This is a genomic window from Dankookia rubra, from assembly GCF_004355005.1.
GTDB classification, from domain to species: Bacteria; Pseudomonadota; Alphaproteobacteria; order Acetobacterales; family Acetobacteraceae; genus Paracraurococcus; species Paracraurococcus ruber_A.
In genome coordinates this window covers 1-21380 of the sequence record NZ_SMSJ01000001.1, presented here as the reverse complement: position 1 = coordinate 21380, position 21380 = coordinate 1, and the positions used below count along the sequence as shown (strand labels likewise).

Annotated in this window: 24 protein-coding genes; 12 read left to right on the top strand and 12 right to left on the bottom strand. The window is 69.6% G+C overall.

Translation table 11 applies throughout. The features are described from left to right. Positions 1 to 325: 325 nt before the first annotated feature. Positions 326 to 1219: an agmatinase gene (speB, locus tag E2C06_RS00120; RefSeq protein WP_133286546.1), complete on the bottom strand. Its 894-nt coding sequence runs from the start codon at positions 1217 to 1219 to the stop codon at positions 326 to 328. Positions 1220 to 1232: 13 nt separating this feature from the next. Beyond that, on the bottom strand, positions 1233 to 1559 hold the full coding sequence (locus E2C06_RS00115; protein ID WP_133286545.1) for an NIPSNAP family protein: 327 nt from the start codon (positions 1557 to 1559) through the stop codon (positions 1233 to 1235). Between the two features lie 102 nt (positions 1560 to 1661). Here E2C06_RS00115 and E2C06_RS00110 point away from each other — a divergent pair, with 102 nt between their 5' ends. Genes E2C06_RS00110 through E2C06_RS00095 form a run of 4 tightly spaced genes read left to right on the top strand, consistent with a single transcriptional unit; the run spans position 1662 to position 4416 of the window. Next, complete coding sequence (locus E2C06_RS00110; protein ID WP_133286544.1) at positions 1662 to 2753, top strand: hypothetical protein; 1092 nt, start codon at positions 1662 to 1664, stop codon at positions 2751 to 2753. Positions 2754 to 2763: 10 nt separating this feature from the next. Then, a complete protein-coding gene (locus E2C06_RS00105; RefSeq protein ID WP_133286543.1) occupies positions 2764 to 3312 on the top strand; it encodes a UGSC family (seleno)protein in 549 nt (182 codons plus the stop codon). Positions 3313 to 3319: 7 nt separating this feature from the next. Then, on the top strand, positions 3320 to 3784 hold the full coding sequence (locus E2C06_RS00100; RefSeq protein ID WP_133286542.1) for a DUF2269 family protein: 465 nt from the start codon (positions 3320 to 3322) through the stop codon (positions 3782 to 3784). Between the two features lie 20 nt (positions 3785 to 3804). Beyond that, on the top strand, positions 3805 to 4416 hold the full coding sequence (locus E2C06_RS00095; RefSeq protein WP_133286541.1) for a glutathione S-transferase family protein: 612 nt from the start codon (positions 3805 to 3807) through the stop codon (positions 4414 to 4416). Positions 4417 to 4548: 132 nt separating this feature from the next. Here E2C06_RS00095 and E2C06_RS00090 read toward each other — a convergent pair whose 3' ends face one another. After that, positions 4549 to 5736 carry a CaiB/BaiF CoA transferase family protein gene (locus E2C06_RS00090; protein WP_133286540.1) on the bottom strand — a complete coding sequence of 396 codons (1188 nt, stop codon included), beginning with the start codon at positions 5734 to 5736 and terminating at the stop codon, positions 4549 to 4551. 127 nt (positions 5737 to 5863) lie between these two features. Between E2C06_RS00090 and E2C06_RS00085 the strand changes: the two genes are divergently transcribed. Together E2C06_RS00085 and E2C06_RS00080 are read left to right on the top strand one after the other, a co-directional pair. Further along, positions 5864 to 7117, top strand: a complete 1254-nt coding sequence (locus tag E2C06_RS00085; protein ID WP_133286539.1) for an MFS transporter — start codon at positions 5864 to 5866, stop codon at positions 7115 to 7117. Further along, entirely contained in the window at positions 7117 to 8217 is a 1101-nt protein-coding gene (locus E2C06_RS00080; protein ID WP_133286538.1) for a mandelate racemase/muconate lactonizing enzyme family protein, read from the top strand. The genes E2C06_RS00085 and E2C06_RS00080 overlap by 1 nt, the downstream gene beginning before the upstream one ends. Before the next feature lie 42 nt (positions 8218 to 8259). On the opposite strand, the gene E2C06_RS00075 is transcribed toward E2C06_RS00080, so the two are convergent. The 6 genes from E2C06_RS00075 to rpsU all read right to left on the bottom strand — a co-directional run bounded on the left by E2C06_RS00075 (position 8260) and on the right by rpsU (position 12259). Then, on the bottom strand, positions 8260 to 8385 hold the full coding sequence (locus E2C06_RS00075) for an entericidin A/B family lipoprotein (protein WP_133286537.1): 126 nt from the start codon (positions 8383 to 8385) through the stop codon (positions 8260 to 8262). A 141-nt stretch (positions 8386 to 8526) separates the two neighbouring features. Beyond that, on the bottom strand, positions 8527 to 9717 hold the full coding sequence (locus E2C06_RS00070) for a pyridoxal-phosphate-dependent aminotransferase family protein (protein ID WP_133286536.1): 1191 nt from the start codon (positions 9715 to 9717) through the stop codon (positions 8527 to 8529). A 20-nt stretch (positions 9718 to 9737) separates the two neighbouring features. Then, positions 9738 to 10286, bottom strand: a complete 549-nt coding sequence (locus tag E2C06_RS00065; RefSeq protein WP_133286535.1) for a carboxymuconolactone decarboxylase family protein — start codon at positions 10284 to 10286, stop codon at positions 9738 to 9740. An 11-nt stretch (positions 10287 to 10297) separates the two neighbouring features. After that, positions 10298 to 11164, bottom strand: a complete 867-nt coding sequence (locus E2C06_RS00060; protein WP_133286534.1) for an MBL fold metallo-hydrolase — start codon at positions 11162 to 11164, stop codon at positions 10298 to 10300. Positions 11165 to 11260: 96 nt separating this feature from the next. Beyond that, complete coding sequence (locus tag E2C06_RS00055; protein WP_241671035.1) at positions 11261 to 11884, bottom strand: glutathione S-transferase N-terminal domain-containing protein; 624 nt, start codon at positions 11882 to 11884, stop codon at positions 11261 to 11263. A gap of 171 nt (positions 11885 to 12055) precedes the next feature. Beyond that, on the bottom strand, positions 12056 to 12259 hold the full coding sequence (gene rpsU, locus E2C06_RS00050) for a 30S ribosomal protein S21 (protein WP_007006360.1): 204 nt from the start codon (positions 12257 to 12259) through the stop codon (positions 12056 to 12058). Positions 12260 to 12479: 220 nt separating this feature from the next. On the opposite strand from rpsU, the gene def reads away from it, so the two are divergent. From def to E2C06_RS00030, 4 genes are all read left to right on the top strand, one after another. After that, complete coding sequence (def, locus tag E2C06_RS00045) at positions 12480 to 12983, top strand: peptide deformylase (RefSeq protein ID WP_133286533.1); 504 nt, start codon at positions 12480 to 12482, stop codon at positions 12981 to 12983. Beyond that, positions 12980 to 13570: a COQ9 family protein gene (locus E2C06_RS00040; RefSeq protein ID WP_133286532.1), complete on the top strand. Its 591-nt coding sequence runs from the start codon at positions 12980 to 12982 to the stop codon at positions 13568 to 13570. Before def ends, E2C06_RS00040 begins: the two co-directional genes overlap by 4 nt. A gap of 70 nt (positions 13571 to 13640) precedes the next feature. Next, positions 13641 to 15602, top strand: a complete 1962-nt coding sequence (locus E2C06_RS00035) for an AsmA family protein (RefSeq protein WP_133286531.1) — start codon at positions 13641 to 13643, stop codon at positions 15600 to 15602. Positions 15603 to 15733: 131 nt separating this feature from the next. After that, complete coding sequence (locus tag E2C06_RS00030; RefSeq protein WP_133286530.1) at positions 15734 to 17365, top strand: histidine kinase famiy protein; 1632 nt, start codon at positions 15734 to 15736, stop codon at positions 17363 to 17365. 142 nt (positions 17366 to 17507) lie between these two features. Here E2C06_RS00030 and E2C06_RS00025 read toward each other — a convergent pair whose 3' ends face one another. Further along, on the bottom strand, positions 17508 to 17723 hold the full coding sequence (locus tag E2C06_RS00025) for a PsiF family protein (RefSeq protein ID WP_133286529.1): 216 nt from the start codon (positions 17721 to 17723) through the stop codon (positions 17508 to 17510). Positions 17724 to 17868: 145 nt separating this feature from the next. Here E2C06_RS00025 and E2C06_RS00020 point away from each other — a divergent pair, with 145 nt between their 5' ends. Together E2C06_RS00020 and E2C06_RS00015 are read left to right on the top strand one after the other, a co-directional pair. Continuing rightward, a complete protein-coding gene (locus E2C06_RS00020; protein ID WP_133286528.1) occupies positions 17869 to 18096 on the top strand; it encodes a hypothetical protein in 228 nt (75 codons plus the stop codon). Next, positions 18093 to 19502: an amidase gene (locus E2C06_RS00015; protein WP_241671034.1), complete on the top strand. Its 1410-nt coding sequence runs from the start codon at positions 18093 to 18095 to the stop codon at positions 19500 to 19502. The genes E2C06_RS00020 and E2C06_RS00015 overlap by 4 nt, the downstream gene beginning before the upstream one ends. 129 nt (positions 19503 to 19631) lie before the next feature. Here E2C06_RS00015 and E2C06_RS00010 read toward each other — a convergent pair whose 3' ends face one another. Both E2C06_RS00010 and E2C06_RS00005 read right to left on the bottom strand, forming a co-directional pair. Next, positions 19632 to 20249 (bottom strand): pyridoxamine 5'-phosphate oxidase family protein, encoded by a 618-nt coding sequence (locus E2C06_RS00010; RefSeq protein WP_133286527.1) that lies wholly within the window; start codon positions 20247 to 20249, stop codon positions 19632 to 19634. Next, positions 20246 to 21380 (bottom strand): thiamine pyrophosphate-dependent enzyme (locus E2C06_RS00005; protein ID WP_133286526.1); only part of this gene is annotated, 1135 nt, incomplete at its 5' end. The genes E2C06_RS00010 and E2C06_RS00005, both read right to left, overlap by 4 nt.

Here is a 21380-nt window from a genome sequence, read left to right as displayed (position 1 = left end):
CCGGCCTTCAGACGATGCGGTGCGGACAGGGCAGCGCCGCGAAGCGTTCGAGCGACATAGACAATCCCTTGCGGCCCCGACCCCCGAAGGGGCCGGCATGGACGGAAAGGACGCGTCCCGTCGTTGCTGTGCCCCGGGTCACTGGACCGGGTCGGGGCTCGCGGCACGTGCGATGGCGTCAGCGCCGCCCTTCCTGGGTGGCGCGGCCGGAGAAATAGTGCGTCCCGGATGGAATTGCCATGTTTTTTTGTGGGGGCTCAGGGGAGCCACGGGCATGACCGCCGGATTCGGTTGTAGCTTGCCGGAAACTTGCCGGCGCGCGATCTCAGCCCTTCGCCAGCAGCGCCAAGTATTCCCAGGCCATGGTGGCGCCGGCCAGCGCGGTGATCTCGGCTTGGTCATGCGCCGGGGAGACCTCGACCAAGTCCATCCCGGCCCAGGCAAGGCCGTCCAGCCGGCGCAGCAGCCCCTGCGCCTGCCATGTGGCCAAGCCGCCGACCTCCGGCGTTCCGGTCCCCGGGGCGAAGGCCGGGTCCAGTGCGTCGATGTCGAAGGAAAGGTAGCAGGGCGCGGCGCCGAGCACCCCGCGCACCCGGGCGGCGAGCGCCGCGGGGGTGGCCTCGTGCGCCTCCTGCGCCGTCACCACGGTGACACCCTGGGCGAGGGTCCAGTCCCAGGTCTCCCGATCCACAGGTGAGCGGATGCCGACCTGTATCATCCGCTTCGGGTCGACCAAACCTTCGTTGATGGCGTGGAAGAAGACCGAGCCGTGCGCCAGGCTCTGGCCGAAATTCGTCTCCCAGGTGTCGACATGCGCATCCATGTGCAGCAGCCCGACCGGCCCGCCACCCCGCCTTGCCAGGGCGCGCAGCAGCGGCAGGGTCACCAGGTGCTCGCCGCCGAGGCTGATGATGTGGGCGCAGGCGGCGGCCTGCTGCTCGATAAGCGCCAGGCTGGCGGGGATGTCGCCGAGGGCGATGGCGAAGTCGCCGATATCGGCGATGTCGAGGTTACGCGGGTCGGTCCAGTGCTGCGGGTGGACGCCATCCACCAGCATGCGGCTGGCCCGGCGGATCGCCGCCGGGCCGTCGCGCGTGCCGGCGCGGTTGGTGGTGCCGATGTCGAGCGGCACGCCGGCGATGCAGAAGCCGGCCCCCGGATCCTGCCGCGTGATGCCGAGGAAGCCCGGCGGGGTCGCGAAGGTCGGGGTGCCGGCCATCCGGATGCGCTGCCTACTTGACGGCGGAGAAGGCGGTCGGCTGCAGGAACATGTTCTCGACCCGTTCAAGGATCGGCCCGTCGGCCTCGGACGCCGTGCGGGCGGCCACCCAATCCGGGTCCGCGGCGAAGCGGTTCCACTTGTCCTCGCGCTCCGCCAGGCTCTCCCATTCCACGAGGTAATAGAGCGCGTGGTTGGAGGGACCGACCAGGGTGGTCCAGAAGCCCGCCTGGCGGATGCCGTACTTGTCCCAGAGCTTCAGCGTGACCGTGTTGAAGCGGTTCAGCAACGCCGGCAGGCGGTTCGGCAGGCAGTGGTAGATTCGGAGCTCGTGGATCATGGCGGGTTCCTCCCTTGTGGGTGGGTGATGCTAGCCCGCGATCGGGGGCGGCTGGAAGCCGGGCGCCGGGCGGTGCAGGATAACGCGAAAGGGGAGACGCGCATGTCGATCGCCACCGCCGTGGAGGCGGGCACCGACCTTGTCGAATACTACTATGCCGCGGGCTGGACGGACGGGCTGCCGGTGGTGCCGCCGACCCCGGCCAAGGTGGCGGATTTCGTCGCCGCGTTGGGCGGCGAGCCCGAGCTGGTGGAATGCAAGGTCGCGCCGCGCTGGGGCCTGCTCACGCGGGAGGTGCTGGCGATCAACGCCGTCATGGCCGGCTGCCTGCCCGCCCATGCCTCGGTGCTGCGGGCGGCGATGCTGGCGTTGTGTGACCCCGCCTTCAACCTGAATGGCGTGCAGGCGACGACCCACATGGCCGCGCCCCTGGTCATCGTGAACGGGCCGGCGGCGCGCGCGGCCGGCATGAATGGCGGCGCCAATGCCTTCGGCCCCGGCAACCGTGCCAATGCCACCATCGGCCGCGCCATCCGGCTGGTGATGCTGAATGTCGGGGGTGCGCATCCGCCCGACCTCGACAAGTGCACGCTCGGCAACCCGGCGAAGTACAGCTATGCCATCTGCGAGAACGAGGCGGAGAGCCCCTTCGCGCCCTATCACGTCGAACACGGCTGGAAGCCCGGTGACAGCACGGTCTTCGCCATGGCCGCGGAGGCGCCGCACAGCGTCACCGACCACCAGTGCAACGACCCCGAGGGCATCCTCGATACCATCTGCTCGGCGATGAGCACCATCGCGTCCAACAACGCGGTGCTGTCGGGGCATTGCGCGGTGGCGCTGGGGCTCGAGCATGCGCGCGACATCGCGCGGCATGGCTGGACCCGGCACGACATCCGTCATTATCTCTGGATGCACAGCGGCAACGTCTTCCGGCTCATCACCCGGGACCATCGCTATGGCCGCGTCTACAACCGCAACCTGCCGAAATGGTACAAGCGGGACCCGGACAGCCGCATCCCCATCGTGCCGAGCCCGGACAACATCCACCTCTTCGTCGTTGGCGGCCATGCCGGGCGGTTCTCCGCTTTCATCCCGGGCTGGGGGCACATGAACACGCCGGTGCTACGGCCGGTCGGCGATGCGACGGCGCCCGAAGGCCCCGACTGCGTCGGCGGCGTCTGCGCGATCTGAAGGGAAAGCCATGCTCACGACACTTGATGCCGATAGTCGCTTCGTCTTCGACCCGCGCGGCCGGGTCGAGAGCGCCGAGACGCCGATCGCGCCGCGTCCCGCCGCGCTGGACGGGCTGCGCCTCGGCATCCTCGACAACAGCAAATGGAACGCCAGCAAGCTGCTGCGCGGGGCTCAGGCAGCGCTGGAGAGCTCGCTGCGCTTTGCCGCCGTCACCTACGCGGTGAAGCACAGCTTCTCCAAGGATGCCGACCCGGATCTGATCGCGCGGCTGGCCACCGATTGCGACATCGTGCTGACGGCGATCGGCGATTGCGGGTCCTGCTGTTCCTGCTGCGTGCGGGACAGCATCGCGCTGGAACGGATGGGCGTGCCCTCCGCCTGCATCGTCACCACCGAATTCGTGCAGGAGACGGCGCTGACCCGCGCCGCCCTCGGCATGCCGGGGCTGCGTCCCGTGGTGATCGACCATCCCGTCAGTTCGATCACCGCCGAGGAGGTGGCGGCGCGTGTCGCGCAGATCGCGTTGCAGGCACAGGCCGTGTGGCTGGGGCGCTGATGGCCCGGTGAGCTACGAATTCTGGAAGCTGATCCACCTGTCCGGCATGGTGCTGCTGGTCGGCAACGTCACGGTCACCTCGATCTGGAAGATCTATGCCGACCGCACGCGCGACGCGCGCATCATCGGCTTCGCCCAGCGCCTGGTAACCATCACCGACTGGTTCTTCACCTTCTGGGGCATCTTGCTGCTGGTCGTCGGCGGCTTCGCCGCGGCGTGGATGGCGGGCATGGACCCGCTGCGCGACGATTGGCTGGTCTGGTCGGAGGTGCAGTTCGTCCTTGCCGGGATGATATGGCTTTTCCTGCTGGTGCCGATCCAGGTCCGCCAGGCGCGCATGGCGCGCGGCTTCGCTGCAGGCGGGGAGATCCCGGAGGCCTATTTCGTGCTCGGCCGCCGCTGGATCGTCTGGGGGCTGGTCGCCACCGTGCCGCTGGTCGGGGCGATGTGGAGCATGGTAGCGAAAGCCTGAACCAAGGGGGGAACAAGACGATGATGCTCTATGATTCGATCGGGCCGAATCCCCGCGTCGTCCGCATGTTCATGGCCGAGCGCGGGATCGATCTGCCAAAGACCACCATCGACCTGCGCGGCGGGGAGAACCGCCAGCCGGCCTACCTGGTGAAGAATCCGGCCGGACAGATGCCCTGCCTCGAGCTCGACGACGGCTCCGTCCTCGGCGAAATCACCGCTATTTGCGAATACCTGGACGAGATCTCGCCGGGCAGCAGCCTGATCGGCGACACGCCGCAGCAGCGCGCGGAAACGCGGATGTGGACGCGGCGCATCGACCTCAACATCGTCGAGCCGATGATCAACGGGTTCCGTTTCAGCCAAGGCCTCAAGCTCTTCCAGAACCGCATCCGCTGCATCCCGCAGGCGGCCGACGACCTGAAGCTGACGGCGCAGGAGAAGCTGGCCTGGCTGGACGGGCTGATCCAGGGGCGGGAGTTCGTCTGCGACGACCGCCTGTCGCTTGCCGACATCATGCTGTTCTGCTTCCTCGACTTCGGCGTGCAGGTCGGCCAAACGGTGAATCCGGAGCTGACCGCGGTGACCGGCCTGATGGAGCGGATGAAGGCGCGGCCTTCCGCCGCGGCCTGAGAGAAAAGGCAAGGCCGGGGGAAGGTGTTCCCCCGGACCCCATCGGTTTTCCGAGTCGGGTTCCAACTTAAAAAAAGGGATGGAGGGATTTGGGGAGGAAACACTGTTCCCCCCAAATCCTTCTTTCGCTCTTCAGACCACCTTGCCGGCCCGCAGCGCGGCGATTTCGTCGGCCGAATAGCCGAGCCCGCTCAGCACCGCGTCGGTATGCTGGCCAACCATTGGCGGCGGGCTGTCCACCTGAGGCCCGCCATGCGCCAGGGTGAAGGCGGCGACCGGCACACCGAAGCTTTGCGGCACGCCGGGCGCGCCGCCCTCGAAGCGGTGGACCACGCCGCGTGAAGCGAGGTGCGGATCGGCCAGCGCCTCCTCCATCCGCCGCACCCGCGCTGCCGGCACGTGCTTCGATTGGAGGTATTCCTCCCACTCGTCGGCCGTGCGGTTCAGCATGATCTCGTCCAGCAGCGACTCCTCGGCGTCGCGGGCGGCCAGGCGCTGCTCGTTGGTCGCCTTCGCCATTTCCGGTCGGCCGAGTGCCGCCCAGAGCCGCTTCTGCTGCCGCAGGTTGCTGGCACCCAGCATCACCATGCCATCCTTGGTCTTGTAGGCGCTGTTGGTCGCCTGTGGATGCTTGTTGCCGCTCGGCTTCGCCGCCTTTCCAGAGGCCAGGAAGGCCGTCACATGGCTCGCCTGCATCATCAGTGCGACGTCGAGCATGGCGAGGTCGATCCGCTGGCCGCGGCCGGTCCGCTCCCGCTGGAACAGCGCGGCCGAGAGCGCGAAGGCACCCATGGTGCCGGTGGCGTAGTCGATCGCAGGTGCGCCGAACTTGATCGGGTTCACTTCCGGGGTGCCGGTCGCCGCCATGATGCCGGAGGTCGCCTGGATGACGTGGTCATAGGCGGTCTGCACGCCGCGCGGGCCCTTCTGGCCGAAGGCGGACATGGAACAGTAGATCAGCCGCGGGTTGATGGCGCTGAGCGCCTCCCAGCCGAGGCCCAGCGCCTCGAACGCCCCGGGGCGGAAGTTCTCGACGAGCACGTCGGCACCGGCCACCAGCTTTTTCAGGACGTCCTGGCCTGCCTGCCGCTTCAGGTCGAGCGTGATGGCGCGCTTGTTGGAGCCCTGAGTCAGGAAGTAGCTGCCCATATTGGCCCGGTTCAGGGCCGGGTCGGGGCCGCTGTCGCGGCTCTGGTCGGGATCGCCCGGTGGCTCGACCTTGATGACGTCGGCGCCGAGCAGCGCCAGCTGGTAGGCCGCGAAGGGCCCCGCCAGCACATGCGTGATGTCGATGATCCGGATGCCTTCGAAGGGACGCATGGCGGGTCTTCCCTGGACGTCTTTTTGACCGGCCGATTCACGGCTTCGGGCCGCGGCCGGGCGCCGCTCGGACGGTTGGTCGAAACCAGTATGCCCACCCTGGCGGCCCGCGCCAATCGGCTGCACCATGCCCGCCATGGAGGGAACGACCAGCCTGACCGCGCCGGCGGATGCTTCGCCGCGCCCATTCGCCTATCCCGATTTCCGCCGGCTCTGGGGCATCGGGCTGGTGGTCTTCATGGTCCGTTGGCTGGAGATGCTGGCGGTCTCGATCTTCGTCTGGCAGGCCACCGGCTCTGCGTTCCTGGTCGCCATGATGGGCATGCTGCGGATCCTGCCAATGGGACTCTTCGGCGCACCGATCGGCGTGCTGGCGGAACGCGTGCAGCCGCGCAGTGCGCTCACCGCCATCGTGCTGGTGAGCCTGCTGACCTCGGCGGCGCTCGCGGCGCTGGCCATGGCAGGGTTGCTGGCGGTCTGGCACCTCGCCCTCGCCAGCTTCGTCAACGGCATCGCCTGGGCCGCGGACAACCCGGTGCGGCGGATGCTTATCGGCCAGGTGGTCGGCCCCGCGGGCATGGGTCAGGCGATGTCCTTCGATGTCGGCAGCAACAATGCCAGCCGCATGCTGGGCCCGACCATCTCCGGGTTGCTGTTCGCCGCAGTCGGCATCGAGGGAAGCTTTGTCGTCTCCGTCGCGCTCTACCTTCTCGCGCTGGTTGCCGCGGTGACGTTGCGCTATCGCAGCGCGGCGGTGGCCCCGGGCGGGGAGGGCGTGCTGGCGCGGATGGGGGAGGGGTTGCAGGCGGTCCGCCGCTCGCCCCGGCTGCGCGGCACGCTCGTTGTCACGATCCTGTTCAACATCTTCGGCTGGCCCTTCACCAGCTTGGTACCGGTGGTGGCGCAGCATCGCTACGGCCTCGGGCCGGAAGCGACCGGCATCCTGGCCAGCATGGACGGCGTCGGCGCTTTTGCGGGCGCATTGCTGATGGCGGCGCTGGCGCGGCCGGCCTGGTATGCGCGGCTCTATGTCGGTGGGTTGAGCCTCTATCTCCTGATGGTCACCGGCTTCGCGGTGGCGCCGAATGCGACGTTCGCTGGCGCCGCGCTGCTGCTGGTCGGCTTCGGCCAGTCCGGCTTCAGCATCATGCAGGCGACGCTGGTCTACCTGCTGGCACCGGCCGAGGTGCGGATGCGCGTGCTCGGCCTGCTGTCGGTCTGCATCGGGCTCGGGCCGATCGGCTTCCTGGCGCTGGGCCTTGCCGCCGATGTGCTGGGCGCGACCATGGCCTGCGCGCTGACCGGCGGGCTGGGGCTGCTGGCGCTGGCGCTGTGCTGGTCGCTCTGGCGTGCCATCCTGGTGAAGGGAGAGGAAACATAATGACCGACCTGACGATCCGCGAGATCCGCACCACGCTCCTGCAGCTGCCCTGGGCGGACGACCCCTGGCTCTTCGGTCATGCGCTGGGGAAGCAGCGCGACCTAGTGGTGGTGGAGGTCGTCACCGCCTCGGGCCTTACCGGCATGGGCTACCTGCATCTGCTGAACCTGCCCTTGCAGCGCACGATCGGCGCCTGCATTGCGGAAGCCCTGGCGCCGCGCGCCGTCGGCCGCAGCGCGACCGAGGTCGAGGGCATCTGGCAGGACCTTTGGCGCGCGACGCTGACCGGCGGGCGCGGCGGGGTGACGATGATGGCGCAATCGGCGATTGATATCGCGCTCTGGGACGTGGTGGGGAAGGCAGCGGGCCTGCCGCTGCACCGGCTGTGGGGCCATGTCCGCAGCCGAATTCCCGCCTATGGCAGCGGCTGCTTCCGCGGTGCGCTCGGGGAAGGCATGGCGGCCAAGGCAAAGCACTTCGCAGACCTGGGCTATACCGCCATCAAGATGCAGGCGGCGCATATCGGCGATTGGCGGCAGGACGTGCGGAACCTGCGGATGGTGCGCGACGTGGTCGGGCCGGATGTCGAGATCATGATCGACATCAACATGGGCTGGACTGCCGACCAGGCAATCATCGCCGGCCGTGCCTTCCAGGACTACGATCCCTACTGGATCGAGGAGCCGGTGCTGCCGGACGATTTTGCCGGTTATCTCCGCTGCGCCGAGGCGCTGACCACGCGCGTGGTCGGCGGCGAGACGCATTTCGGCCGGGCCGACCTGAAGCCGGTGCTGCAGAACCCGCGCCTGCCGATCCTGCAGCCCGACCCGATGCGCGGTGGGCTGACCGAGTTGCGGAAGATCGCCACGGTCGCCGACACCTGGGGCATGACCATGGCGCCGCACCTGTTTCCGGAGCTGAATGTACACCTGCTGGCCAGCATCCCGAACGGGCTGTGGGCGGAGAATATGGGCCTGCTGGACGATGTCTGGGTCGACCCGCCGATCTACGAGGTCGGGCACATCATCGCCCCCGAGCGCCCCGGCCACGGCCTGGCCTTCAAGCCGGAGGTGCTGCGGGACTTCGTGCTGAAGGCCTGATCGCGCAGAAGGCGGGAGCAGCGCCGCTTCCGCCCGGCCGCATCAGGCCATGGCCCTGGTCGCGCCGCGTTCGATCGCGCGGCCGGTGCGCGAGACATCCTGGCCCAGGCCGGCGGTAGTGTGGCGGGCCCCGAGCGGGGCGAAGGCGAGCAGGGTGCGGTTGCGCATCGGGATGCTGTCTCCGGTCGGTTCATGGACCTCGGCGGCGGCATCCCGCGACCGCGGGACCAGCCTCCGGAGACGCAACGCCGCCGCGGCACGGGCGTAACCGCGAGCGGCGCGCACATTATTACGGTTTCGTACCTTGTTTCAGGCCAGCGTGGCGATCGCCGCGTCCACCCCGCCCGGCGTGTGCGGCACGCCGGCGACCTTCATCGCCAATTCCACGGTCGCCAGGGTGCCGAGGATCATCGGCTCGTTCAGGTCGCCGAGATGGCCGATGCGGAAGACCTTGCCGGCTAGCGGCCCCAGCCCGCCGCCAAGCGAGAGGTTGAAGCGCTGCATCGCCACCCGGCGGAAGACATCGCCATCCACCCCTTCCGGCATCAGCACCGCCGTCACGCTGTCCGAGTAGCGCGACGGCGTCGTGCAGAAGAGCTGCGGGCCGTTGTTGCCCGACCAGTGCTGCACCGCCGCCCGCACCGCGGTCGCCAGCCTGGTATGCCGGGCAAACACGTTCTCCAGCCCTTCCTCCTGCTCCATCAACCGGAGCGATTCCTGCAGGCCGAAGAAGAAGCTGGTCGGCACGGTGCCGAGGAAGCTCTTCAGCGGGCGCTTCATCATGGCGCTCCAGTTGAAGTAGTGCTTCGGCAGCTTCGAGGACTCGTGCGCCTTCAGCGCCTTGTGCGAAACGCCGGTGAAGCTGAGCCCGGTCGGCAGCATCAGTCCCTTCTGACTGCCGCCGACCGCGGCATCGACGCCCCATTCGTCCATCCGGAAATCGAGGCTGCAGAGCGAGGAGATCGTGTCGGCCAGCAGCAGCGCCGGATGCCCGGCGGCGTCGAGCGCCGCGCGCACTTCGGGGATCGGGATCATCATCCCGGTCGAGGTCTCGTTGTGCACCACGCCGACCGCCTTGATGGCATGCCCGGTATCGGCGGCCAGCGCCGCCTTCACCGCGGCGATGTCGACGCCACGACGCCAGTCGGCGGCGACGGTCTGCACCTCGACCCCGAGGTCGGTCGCCATGCGACCCCAGGATTGCGAGAAATGCCCGCTCTCCAGCACCAGGATGGTGTCGCCCGGCGAGAGCAGGTTGGCCAGGCAGGCTTCCCAGGCCGCATGGCCTGAGCCGGTGTAGAGGAAGATTTCCTGCTGGGTCTTGAGGACGCGCTTCAGTCCCTCGATGCAGGCCCAGTACACCTCGCCGAAGGCCGGATCGGCGAAGTCCACGGTGTGGTGGGCCGTCGCCAGCAGCACGCTGTCCGGGATGTTGGTCGGGCCGGGATTGGCGAAGAACAGGCGGCCGCGGGGCTTCCGCGGGGTCTCGCTGGCGCTCATCGGGGTGTCCTCTGGTTCGGTCAGACCGGGAAGGGGTGCTTGCGCAGGTAGGGCATGTAGCTGTCCTCGACATCCACCTCGAGCGAGGCCAGCACGCGCACCACGGCGCAGTAGAAGCTGGCCGTGACGGTGAGATCGACAATGGCGTCGTTGTCGAGCGCGGCGCGCAGCGCGGCGAAGGTTTCGTACCCGATCCCCGGCCCGGCGAAGACCTCCCGCGCCGCCCGCAGCACCAGCCGGGCGAGCGGGTCGAGCGCGGTGGCCTCGCCGCGGGTCTCGGCCTTGATCGCCTCGATGTCCTCGTCGGTGACGCCGAAGTCGTAGCCGATCTTGACGTGGTGCGACCATTCATAGGGCGAGCGCGCCAGCCAGCCGACCTGCAGGATCGCCAGTTCGCGCAGGCGCGGGTCGAGCTTGGCGCCGTAGCGGATGTACTGGCCGAGGGTGCTGAAGGCGCGTGCCGCGCCGGGGCTGTTCACCAGCGCCTTGTGCAGGGTGATCTCGCGCTTCAGCAGGTCCTGGTCTTCCGGCTTGAGGTCGGATTTCTCTAGGTAGGGCAGGCGGGCCATGGGCTTTTCCCCTAAAGAAACTTGAAGTCGAAGCCGGCCACGCCGCCGGTGATGCGGCCGGCCGTCCGGCCGGGGAAATGGATGGGCAGCATCACCGCCGGGGTATCGGCGACCTCGTCGAAGAATTTGCGCCGGGCGGCCGCGGCCATCCTGGGGTCCCAGTCGAAGATGGTGGACCAGTCAGGCTCCCGCACCTGCAGCGCATGGTGCATCAGGTCGCCGGTCACGACCGCCCGCTGACCGCCCGAGCGGATGTTGATGCAGCAATGGCAGGGCGCATGGCCCGGGGTCGGCTGCAGGGTGATGCAGTCGTCGAGCGCGAAATCGTCGTCCACCAGCAGCGCCTGCCCGGCGGCGACCACGGGTTCGCAGTTGTAGCGCCAGACATTGCCCGGCGGGTTGGCGCCGCGCGCCGTCGCTTCCTCCCAGGCCGTGTATTCGCGCTTGTGGAAGACGTACTTCGCCTTCGGAAAGGTCGGCACCCAGCGTCCATTCACCAGCCGCGTGTTCCAGCCGCAATGGTCGATATGCAGATGGGTGCAGAAGACGTAGTCGATATCCTCGAAGCGCAGCCCCTCGGCGGCGAAGCCGTCCAGCCAGGGCTGCTTCGGGAAGTCCATGGGCGCCGGATAGCCCTTATCTTCCCCGGTGCAGGTATCGACCAGGATGGTGTGCTTCGGCGTCCGCACCACAAAGGTCTGGTAGGTGATCACCATCCGGCCGGTGGCCGGTTCGAAGACCACCGGGTCCAGCGTCGCCAGGTGCTTCGCCCCGACGGCCGCGTCATAGGCGGGGAACATCTCGGCCGGGCGGCGCCAGGGGCCGTCGCGCTCGACGATGCTGGTGATCGTGACGTCGCCGATCCGCAATGGCCGCATGGTCCATCTCCCCCGCCCGGCTTCGCCCGGTTGGGGCGAGCCTAGCCCCGGCGCCGGCGGCAGGCCAGCGCGCGGGACGGGTCGTGGCGAAGGGTGTCAGGCGTCCACGTGCTCGGTCGCCTGTACCGAGGGCCGGGCGGCGAAGCCGGCATGCCAGGCCGCCAAGGCGGGATGGCCCGCGCGCCAACCGGCCTCGGGCCAGCGGAAGTCGAGGTAGGAAAGCGCGCAGCCGATCGCCACCCGGCCGATCTCGAAGGGGCCGGCCGACAACTCGTCGGCGTCGGCCTCCAGCGCCGCCAGCAGGGCTGACAGCTTGGCGGCGAAGTTGTTGAGGATGCGCTGGTCGGGCGCCGCCCGGCCCAGTTCGCCGCGCCACAGCAGCAGGAAATCCATCGCGCCATTGCCGAGCGCGTGGCGCCGCAGCGACTCGATCCGCGCCGGCCCGGCCGCGGGGAAGAGCCGCGCCGCGCCGCCCAGCCCGTCGAGGTATTCACAGATTACGACCGAGTCGTAGAACGCTTTGCCATCTTCGAGCAGCAGGGTAGGGATCTTGCCCAGCGGGTTGCGCCGCAGCACCTCGGGGTCCGGCTTGGTCAGGGCCACCACCGTCGGGATGCGTTCGATCCGCCCGGCGACCCCAGCTTCATGCGCCACCACCATCACCTTGCGGACGAAAGGGGAGCGGGAGGACCAGTGCAGCCGCATCATGGGGCGCTGCATCCGCGGGCTTCCCGAATCGTCTCCATCAGCTATTCCCCCGTCCGAGGACGGAAGACTGCGCCGGGGCGGGCCGATGATGAAGCCCCCAAAAAGCGAAACCGCGGTCCACGGGTCATCCCCGTGCCGCGGCTGCTTCGGTCAGGTGCCGCCCGTCGGACGGGCGGAACGGGCTTAGAAGCCCTCGCGCTCCAGGCGCTTGCGCTCGACCTTGCGGGCGCGGCGGACGGCCTCGGCGGCTTCGCGGGCACGGCGCTCGGACGGCTTCTCGTAATGGCGGCGAAGCTTCATCTCACGGAACACACCTTCCCGCTGCAGCTTCTTCTTGAGCGCCTTCAGCGCCTGGTCGATGTTGTTGTCACGGACGACGACTTGCACGCGGCCCAGCCTCCTATCGCTGTTGGGACAAAAGCAAACGGCCGCAAGCGGCAGGCGGTTCCAGGCGGCCCCGACGAGCTCGGGACCCCGCGCGGTACCCCCTACCGTATTGCGGAGACGGGGCCTCTAGCATGGTTCCCGCCCCGACTGGAAGCCCTCGCCGGACCGGAAGGTCCATCCTATCTCCCTCTCCGGCAACAGAAACCGGCGGAGGCTCCCAATGCCAATCCTGAAGATCGCCCGCATGGGCCACCCGGTCCTGCTGCGGGAGGCCGAGCCAGTCGACGACCCGACCCATCCGGAGATCCGCCGGCTGATCGCCGACATGGTTGAAACGATGCAGGACGCCTCCGGCATCGGCTTGGCGGCACCCCAGGTCCATGTCCCGCTGCGATTGTTCGTGTGGCGTGGCACCGCCGGGGTCTCCGCCCTGGTCAACCCGGAGCTGGAGCCAGTGGGGGAGGAGGTCGAGAGCGCCTGGGAAGGGTGCCTGTCCATCCCCGGCCTGCGCGGCTGCGTCACCCGGCTGAAACGGATCCGCTTCCGTGGCCTGGATGCCGAGGGCAATCCGGTGGAGGGCGAGGCGGAAGGCATGACGGCCCGGGTCATGCAGCACGAGACCGACCACCTGGACGGAGTGATGTACCCGATGCGCATGCCGGACCTGTCGTTGTTCGGTTTCACCGAGGAGCTGGCCCGCGCCGCCGGCAGCGCCGGCCGATGACTGAGCACAGCGACGCCCGCGACCGGGCGATCCGCGCCATCCTGCCGATCGCTGCCCGGGATGGCTGGAATTGGGGCTCGCTCCGCGCCGGCCTGCGTGCCGTGGGGGAGGACCCGGCCCTGGCCGAGAGCCATTTCCCGACCGGGCCGGTCGGTGCCGTGCTGGCCTGGATCGACCTGGTGAACGGGGAGATGGAGGCGGCCGCCGCGGCCGAGGACATTGCCGCGCTGCGCGTCCCGCAGCGGATCCGTCGGGTGGTCGAGCTGCGGCTGATCGCCATGGCGCCGCACAAGGCGGCGCTGCGCCGGGCGCTTGCCCTGCTGGCGCTGCCCTGGAACGCGCCGCAGGGGCTGCGGGCGACGGCCGGGGCGGTGGATGCCATGTGGCATGCCGCCGGCGACACCTCGGCCGATTTCTCCTGGTATACCCGCCGGGCGACCCTCGGTGCCATCTACACCGCGACCATTGCCTGGTGGCTGCGGGACGAGGACCCCTCGATCTTCGGCGCCATGCAGTTCCTCGATCGACGGCTGGCCGACCTTGCCAAGTTGCAGAAGCGTCGTCCCCGGCGGCCCGCCGCCGCCTGACCGGCCGGCTGCGCACTGAACCCTCCCGCCGCTCGGGCGCTTGGGCCTGGACAGGGCAGGAAGGGAGAGCATGGCGAATCGCCGGGCGTGGGGTTGGGGCCTGGGGGTGGGGCTGCCTTTGGCAGCGCTCGTGCTGTTCCTCGCGTTGTTCCGCTGGGATTGGCTGATTCCGGTCATCGAAGCCCAGGCCGCCGCCAAGCTTGGCCGGCCGGTGACGCTGCAACACCTGCATGTGAAGCTGGGCCGCACCATCACCGTCACGGCGGAGGGCCTGCGCGTTGGCAACCCGCCCGGCTTCGCGGACGACCCGCCCCTGGCTCGCCTGCCGCGGGCCGAGGTCGATGTCGCCCTTGCCCCGCTGCTGCGCGGCAATGTCGTCATCCCCTCGGTCACCCTGGACCGGCCGCAGGTTGAACTGGTCGGCCGGCCGGATGGCACGACCAACTACGCCTTCGATGCTCCCGGCCCGCCTGGTGAGGGTGCCGATGGCGGCGGCCCGCAGGTCGGTGCGTTGCGCATCCGCGACGGCAAGGTGCATGCCGCCATTGCCGGCCTGAAGGCCGACTTCAACGTCGACCTGAAGACCGAGGAGCCGCCCGGCGAGGAACCGGCCCTGCTCGCCGACGCCGATGGCACCTATGCCGCCCAGCCCATCAGCGCGGCGTTCCGTGGCGGCGCGGTGCTGAACCTGCGCGACGCCGAACGGCCCTGGCCAGTCGACCTGCAGCTCTCCAACGGCCCGACCCGGGTCAGGCTGAAGGGCACGGTGAAGGATCCGGTGAAGCTGGCCGGCGCCGACCTGCGGCTCGAAGTCGAGACACCCGACATGGCGCGGCTCAGCGCGCTGACTGGCGTACCGATCCCAGCGACCCCGCCCTTCCGCGCCACTGGACGGCTGGACTATGCCGCCGGCCGCTTCCGCTTCACCGATGTCGAGGGCCGCGTAGGCAACAGCGACATCGCCGGCGCCTACACCGTCTCGACCGGCGCCCGCACCGATTTCACCGCGGACCTGCATTCGAAACGAGTCGATCTTGCCGATCTCGGCGGCGTCATCGGCGGCACGCCGGGTCGCGCCGGCACGCCCGGCCAGACGGCGGAGCAGCGGCGGGAGATCGCCCGAGCCGCGGCGAGCCCACGGCTGATTCCGACCACGCCGATCAATATCCCGCGCCTCCAGGCGGCCGATATCCATGTCCGCTACAAGGCAAACAGCATCCGCGGCAAGGGTATCCCCTTCGATGGGCTCGAGATGGCGCTCGACATAGTCGACGGCGTCATCCGCCTGCATCCCGGCAGCTTCAAGGTCGGCCGCGGCGAGATCAGCGCCGATGCCACCCTGACGCCGCAGGAGAACGGCATGCTGCGGGCCAAGGCGGAGATCGAGCTGCGTCGGGTCGACATCTCCCGCCTGATGCAGGCGGCCGGCGCCGGCGGTGCGGGCAGCCTGGGTGGGGTCGGGAGCATCGAGACCACCGGGCGCTCGCTGTCGGAGATGCTGGGCAACGGCAACGGCTCGCTCACCGTCGTATCCGTCGGCGGCAATATCAGTGCCTTGCTGGCCGACCTGTCCGGCCTGCAATTTGGCCGGGCGCTGCTCTCGGCGCTGGGAATTCCGGAACGAACGCAGATCGAGTGCCTGATCGGCGATTTCGGCCTGCGCCAGGGCGCGCTCTCGGTCCGCACCCTGCTGCTCGATACCGAGAGCCATGTCGTCTCGGGCAGCGGCCTGGCGGGGTTGGGGAAGGAGGTGCTGAACCTCCGGCTGCGCACCGACAGCAAGCATTTCAGCATCGGCTCGCTGCCCACCAGCATCGGCATAACCGGCAGCTTCAAGTCTCCCGAAATTGCGCCCGATCTCGGCGAGATCGGTGCGCGGGCCGGGGCGGCGGCAGGGCTCGGCGTGCTCTTCGCCCCGCTGGCGCTGCTGCCGACAATCCAGCTCGGCGTTGGCGAGAACAGCCAGTGCGAGCGGCTGGCCAGGGTAGGGCAGGGATCGCAAGGCGGCGGAGCGGCCCCGGCGCAGCGCTGACCGGCTTGACCGGCCGGCTGTCGCAGCATCGTGTCCCACTTCGCCGGCAACCGGTGACTACAAGGCGCGCATTCTACTATTCCGTACCTGACACCCGCCCCGCCCCCGGCGCGAATACCTCAAGAGACGCAATGAACCGCACCCCTGCCGAGAAGCCGGCGGCTGGTCCTCGACCAACGCTGGATGCCGGCCCGCCATTCGATCCGAACAACCGTCACAGCGAGGTTTTCTTCGCCGCGGTCGAGACGACCCGGATGCCGATGATCGTCACCGACCCGCACCAGCCGGACAATCCGATCATCTTCGCCAACCAAGCCTTCCTGGCGATGACCGGCTATGATTGGGATGAGATCGTCGGCCACAACTGCCGCTTCCTGCAGGGCCCGCAGACCGATCCCGAGACGGTCTCTGCGATCCGCGACGCCATCCGCGACCGCACCGAATTGGCGACCGAGATCCTGAACTACCGCAAGGACGGCTCGTCCTTCTGGAATGCGCTCTTCGTCTCCCCGGTGCTCGATAAGCAGGGCGGGCTGCTCTATTTCTTCGGGTCGCAGCTCGACGTCTCCCGCCGCCGCGACGCGGAAGACGCGTTGCGCCAGGCGCAGAAGATGGAGGCACTGGGCCAGCTCACCGGCGGCATCGCGCACGACTTCAACAACCTGCTGCAGGTGGTGCTCGGCTATCAGGAGCTGCTGCTGCAGGGGCTCGACCGCGACCCTATCGACATTGCCCGGCAGAAGCGCGGTCTGACCAATGCACAGGCAGCGGCGGAGCGTGCCGTCACCCTGACGCAGCAGCTGCTCGCCTTTGCCCGCAAGCAGCGGCTCGACGGCAGGGTCCTGAGCCTGAACCAAGCGGTGCGCGGCATGCACGACATGGCCCGTCGCACGCTGGGCGAGGGGATCGAGCTGACGCTGGCCCTGTCCAGGAACTTGTGGAATTGCCGCATCGATCCGAGCCAGTGCGAGGTCGCGCTGCTGAACGTGCTGATCAATGCACGGGACGCCATGGCCGGCTGTCCGCTGCGGCGGGTCACGGTGGAGACCGCCAATATCGTGGTCGGTCCTGAGGAGGCCGCGAATTTCGCCGGCCTGCCTGCCGGCCGCTATGCCATGGTTGCGGTCACCGATACCGGCGCCGGCATGTCGGCCGAGGTCAGGGCCCGCGTGCTGGAGCCCTTCTTCACGACGAAGGAGGAGGGCAAGGGCACCGGCCTGGGGCTATCCATGGTATATGGCTTCACCCGGCAATCGGGTGGCGCGGTCCGCATCGAATCCGAGGAAGGCGTCGGTACCACGGTGCGGCTCTACTTCCCGGCGGATGAAGGCGAGAGCCGCCCGGCGGCCGAACCTGTGCAGCGCGCCATGGACCGCCCGGGCAGCGAGTGCGTGCTGGTGGTCGACGATCGGCCCGACGTCGGCGACGTTACCCAGGCCTTCCTCGAGGATTTCGGCTACCGCGTGCTGCGCGCCGCCAATGGGCGGGAGGCCCTTGCGGTGCTGGATGGCGGCGGGCTGGTCCACATGCTGCTGTCCGACCTGATCATGCCGGGCGGCATGAACGGCGTGCTGCTGGCGCGTGAGGCGCGGCGGCGCCGGCCGCGGCTGAAGGTCCTGCTGATGACCGGCTATGCCGAGACCTCGATCGAGCGGGTCGATGTCGGCGGGTCGGAGTTCGAGGTCATCAACAAGCCCTATCGACGGCTGGAACTCGGCCGCAAGGTGCGGCAGGTGCTGGACGGCCCGACAAGCGTCGGCTGAGGGGCGGCGCACCCCCATCCGGCGTTCATTCAGCCCCCCTGGCTGACGCCCGCGCCGCCCCTGTCCCCCGGTGTCGGTCATGACTGCTCGCGTTCGGACCATCGCGGCACGGCGACAGGTTGCTGCCCGCCGCGGCCTTCTCCTAGCCTGCGCTGCGCTTCGCTAGGCAGTCCTTCATGAAGGCCCTGCGCGGGTCGGCATGCAGGCCCTTCTCCTTTGCGGTGGCGCTGCACTGTCGCATCTTGTCCTGCTGCGCCTGCTGGGCAGGCGTCGGCTCCCGCTTCGGCTTCGGCTCGGCGGCAAGGCTTGGCGCGGCGGCGGCGACGAGCAGGAGAAGGGGGAAGACAAGGCGGCGCATTGTTGGTTCTCTCTGAGGGATATCGCAAAAATAGATTATACGACCGATTCTGTTCAACTATGACGCTCGGACTGTTGTCGGGCACGCGGCTTGCTACCCTTGGCTCCGAAGGCGCCGCCGGGCGGTGCTGCCGAAGGGGATTGCCATGCCGACCGAACCCGACCTCGTGGTGCCGACCCTCGAGGCGATTAGCCGCTGGAGCGGCGTGTCGCTGCCGAACGAGGCGGCCCGCCTGGGCCTGGCCGATTACGTCGCGCTGCTCGCCGAGCTCGAGGCGCTGCGCGGCACCGTGGTCTTCGAGGATGAGCCGAGCAGCTTCGAGGCCGCGCTGCGCGACTGCATGGAGCCAGCGCAGAAGGGGGCTGCCCAGTGAGCGACCTTACCACGCTGTCGATGACCGAAGCCGCCGATGCCTTCGCCCGCGGTGAGGTCGCGGCGGAAGCCCTGGTGCGCGCCAGCCTCGCGCGGATCGCGGCGCAGGACGGCAAGGTGAACGCGGTGGTCCGCCTGGACCGCGAGGCGGCGCTCGAGGCCGCCGCCGTGCAGGACAAGGCGCGTGCCGTGGGGACTGTGCCGGGCCCGCTCGCTGGTGCGCCGATGATGCACAAGGACATGTACTACCGTGCCGGAAAGGTGAGCACCTGCGGCTCCGCCATCCGCAAGGAATTCACCCCGAAGGCGACCGCCACCGTGCTGCAGCGGCTCGACGCCGCCGGCGCGATCGACATGGGCACGCTGAACATGGCGGAGTTCGCGCAGAACCCGACCGGCCACAACGCGCATCACGGCGACTGCCACAACCCCTGGAACCTCGACTACTGCACGGGCGGGTCTTCCTCCGGCTCCGGTGCCGGCGTCGCGGCGCGCTTCTTCACCGCGGCGCTTGGCAGCGACACCGGCGGGTCGATCCGCTTGCCGGCGACGCTCTGCGGCGTGACCGGCCTGAAGGCGACGCAGACCCGCGTCTCCCGCGCGGGGGTCATGCCGCTGAGCTTCTCGGCCGACAATGTCGGCCCGCTGGTGCGGACCGCGCGCGACGCGGCGCGCTTTCTCGGGGTCATCGCCGGCCGCGATCCGAAGGACCCGACCAGCGCGCCGGAGCCGGTGCCGGACTACGAGGCGGCGCTGACCGGCGATGTGCAGGGGATGCGGATCGCGGTCTGCGAGTCCTATTTCCTCGACGGCGCCGATGCGCCGGTGGTCACCGCCTTCGAGGCGGCGCTGGCCACGCTGAAATCCGCCGGGGCCGAGGTCACGCGGGTCAAGGCGCCGAGCCTGCGGGCGGTCGCCGCCTATACCGCGCTGGTCAGCCGGGTGGAGGGCGCGGCGATCCACGCGCACTGGATGCGCGAGCAGCCGGGCGACTACGCGACCCACCTCTCCGCCCGCCTGTTCGGCGGCTATGCGGTCCCGGCGCACCTCTATGTCGAGGAGCTGGCGCGGCGCGGCCCCCTGCTGCGGGAATTCGTGGCGGAAACCCTGACCGGCTTCGACCTGGTGGCGACGCCGACGCTGCGCACCCGCGTGCCGACGCTGGCGGAGACCGACATCGACGCCGACCCGGCCAACTGGTCACGATTCATGGCGGTCTCGGCCAATACCCGGCCATTCAATTATCTCGGCCTGCCCACCATCAGCGTGCCCTGCGGCTTCGACGATCGCGGCCTGCCGGTCGGGTTGCAGCTGGCGGGCCGGCCCTTCGCCGAGTCCACGGTGCTGCGGGCGGCGGATGCCTATCAGCAGGTGACCGACTGGCATCGGCGGGCGCCGGCGCTCTGAGGCAAGGTCGGGGAGGAACAACAGTCCCACCGTTCCTTTTCGTAGGTCGGATGGCGCCGCGCGTCGGCTGCCGGCTCAGACAAACAGATGAGACGTTCGGGGAGAATACCTTCTCCCCGACCTTTCCGCTCAATAGAGCTGCGCCTTGATCCGCGCCTGGTACTCCGCCTCGTATTCCGCCGGATCGATCCCGCCGCCGGCGGTATGCGCCGCGATCATCGCGCCGTTGGTCGGCACGCCCGGCGGCCGTTCCCGCCCGGCCCAGAGCCCGGACCGCATCAGCGCCTTGGCGCAATGCGCATAGACCTCCCGCACCATCACCAGCAGCACCGTGGCGGGCAACCGGCCGGCCACCGCGAAGCGCGAACCCAACGCCGGGTCGGTGGTGATCCGCGCCGTCCCGTGCACCCGCAGCGTCTCACCCACCCCGGGAATCAGGAAGAGCAGCGCGACCTGCGGATCGTCGAGGATGTCGCGCAGCCCGTCCAGCCGGTTGTTGCCGCGCCGGTCGGGCAGGGCGAGCGTCCGATCGTCGAGCGGCACCACGAAGCCCGGCGCGTCGCCGCGCGGCGTCGCATGCGGGCCGTGCCGCCCCGTGGTCGCCAGGATGCAGAAGGGGGAGGCGGCGATGAAGGCGAGGGACGTCGCCTCCAGCCGGTCCGTGACCTTGGCCAGAAAGCGCGGGTGCGGCGCCTCGTAGGCGGCTGCGAGCTGCGCCGGCGTGGTGATGGCGAAGCGGTCGTTCATCCGCGCAGCGCCTTGATCTGCGCCGGGTAGCTGCCTGGATCGACCCGCACGTCGAGCAGCGCCGGGCCGGGCGCCGCCAGCGCCTCGGCCAGCGCCGCGCGGAAGCCGGCTTCGTCCGCTGCCCGCAACCCGATGCCGCCGAGCGAGCGCATGGTCCCGGCGAAATCCGCCATAGGCCAGCCGAGCGCACCGCCCGGCAGGTCGCGCCCGCCCTTCTTGATGTCGATCAGCGAGAGCGTCGCGTCGTTGAACACCACGATGGTCAGCTTCACCCCCAGCGCGGTGGCCGTCGCCAGCTCGCCCAGCGCCATCAGCAGCCCGCCATCGCCGGTGAAGGCCAGCGCGCCGCGACCCGGGTCGTGCAGCGCGGCGGCGATGCCGGCGGGCAGGGCGAAGCCCATGGTCGCCAGCCCGTTCGAGATCAGCAGGTCTCCCGGCCGCGTCGCCTGCCAGAAGGTGGTGCAGGGGAACATATGCGCGCCTGCATCGACCGAGATGCGCGGGTCGCGGCCCGCGGCGCGACACGCCGCCTGGGCGATCTCCACCACGGCCTGCGGCGAGAGGCCGCGGTTGCCGCCGGGCGCATTGGCCAGGCAGGCAAGCCAGGTGGCGCGATGCGCGGCGATCGTCCGGGCATCCCAGGCGCCAGGCGCCGCCGCCTCGGCCAGCGCCGCGAGCGCCGGGGCCAGCGGCCCATACAGCGCTGCGGCCGGCGCCCGGTATTGCAGCGGCCGCGGCGCGGTGCCGAGGTCGATGACCGGTGCGGCGTAGCGCCAGGGCTGCGGGATGAACTCCACCGGATCCGCCCCGGCCAGCAGGATCAGGTCGGCCTCGCGCAGCACCGGCGCCTCGGCCTCGCCGCCGGTGAAGACGCCGGCGAAGAGCGGGTCGGCATCCGGCAGCACGCCCTTGGCCTTGTAGGTCACCAGGACCGGGCAGCCGAGCCGGGCCGCCAGGTCGCGCAACGCGGCGCAAGCCTCGGGCCGGTTCGCTTCCAGCCCGGCGACCAGCACCGGGCGGCGGGCGCCGCGCAATAGGCCGCGGGCAGCCTCGAGCGCCGGGCCTTCCGGCGCGCGGTCCGGCGCGGCGAGGGCGGTCGCGGGCAGGGGCGCCGCCGGCGCCCGCGCGGTG

Excerpts from the sequence above, each read along its gene's own strand:
- speB (WP_133286546.1), bottom strand. The coding sequence starts at position 1,219 with ATGGCCGGCACCCCGACCTTCGCGACCCCGCCGGGCTTCCTCGGCATC.
- E2C06_RS00030 (WP_133286530.1), top strand. The coding sequence starts at position 15,734 with ATGAACCGCACCCCTGCCGAGAAGCCGGCGGCTGGTCCTCGACCAACG.
- E2C06_RS00075 (WP_133286537.1), bottom strand. The coding sequence starts at position 8,385 with ATGCGCAACCGCACCCTGCTCGCCTTCGCCCCGCTCGGGGCCCGCCAC.
- E2C06_RS00080 (WP_133286538.1), top strand. The coding sequence starts at position 7,117 with ATGACCGACCTGACGATCCGCGAGATCCGCACCACGCTCCTGCAGCTG.
- E2C06_RS00105 (WP_133286543.1), top strand. The coding sequence starts at position 2,764 with ATGCTCACGACACTTGATGCCGATAGTCGCTTCGTCTTCGACCCGCGC.
- def (WP_133286533.1), top strand. The coding sequence starts at position 12,480 with ATGCCAATCCTGAAGATCGCCCGCATGGGCCACCCGGTCCTGCTGCGG.
- E2C06_RS00090 (WP_133286540.1), bottom strand. The coding sequence starts at position 5,736 with ATGCGTCCCTTCGAAGGCATCCGGATCATCGACATCACGCATGTGCTG.
- E2C06_RS00055 (WP_241671035.1), bottom strand. The coding sequence starts at position 11,884 with ATGCAGCGCCCCATGATGCGGCTGCACTGGTCCTCCCGCTCCCCTTTC.
- E2C06_RS00020 (WP_133286528.1), top strand. The coding sequence starts at position 17,869 with ATGCCGACCGAACCCGACCTCGTGGTGCCGACCCTCGAGGCGATTAGC.
- E2C06_RS00115 (WP_133286545.1), bottom strand. The coding sequence starts at position 1,559 with ATGATCCACGAGCTCCGAATCTACCACTGCCTGCCGAACCGCCTGCCG.
- E2C06_RS00110 (WP_133286544.1), top strand. The coding sequence starts at position 1,662 with ATGTCGATCGCCACCGCCGTGGAGGCGGGCACCGACCTTGTCGAATAC.
- E2C06_RS00070 (WP_133286536.1), bottom strand. The coding sequence starts at position 9,717 with ATGAGCGCCAGCGAGACCCCGCGGAAGCCCCGCGGCCGCCTGTTCTTC.
- E2C06_RS00085 (WP_133286539.1), top strand. The coding sequence starts at position 5,864 with ATGCCCGCCATGGAGGGAACGACCAGCCTGACCGCGCCGGCGGATGCT.
- E2C06_RS00035 (WP_133286531.1), top strand. The coding sequence starts at position 13,641 with ATGGCGAATCGCCGGGCGTGGGGTTGGGGCCTGGGGGTGGGGCTGCCT.
- E2C06_RS00095 (WP_133286541.1), top strand. The coding sequence starts at position 3,805 with ATGATGCTCTATGATTCGATCGGGCCGAATCCCCGCGTCGTCCGCATG.
- E2C06_RS00060 (WP_133286534.1), bottom strand. The coding sequence starts at position 11,164 with ATGCGGCCATTGCGGATCGGCGACGTCACGATCACCAGCATCGTCGAG.
- E2C06_RS00040 (WP_133286532.1), top strand. The coding sequence starts at position 12,980 with ATGACTGAGCACAGCGACGCCCGCGACCGGGCGATCCGCGCCATCCTG.
- E2C06_RS00010 (WP_133286527.1), bottom strand. The coding sequence starts at position 20,249 with ATGAACGACCGCTTCGCCATCACCACGCCGGCGCAGCTCGCAGCCGCC.
- E2C06_RS00025 (WP_133286529.1), bottom strand. The coding sequence starts at position 17,723 with ATGCGCCGCCTTGTCTTCCCCCTTCTCCTGCTCGTCGCCGCCGCCGCG.
- E2C06_RS00065 (WP_133286535.1), bottom strand. The coding sequence starts at position 10,286 with ATGGCCCGCCTGCCCTACCTAGAGAAATCCGACCTCAAGCCGGAAGAC.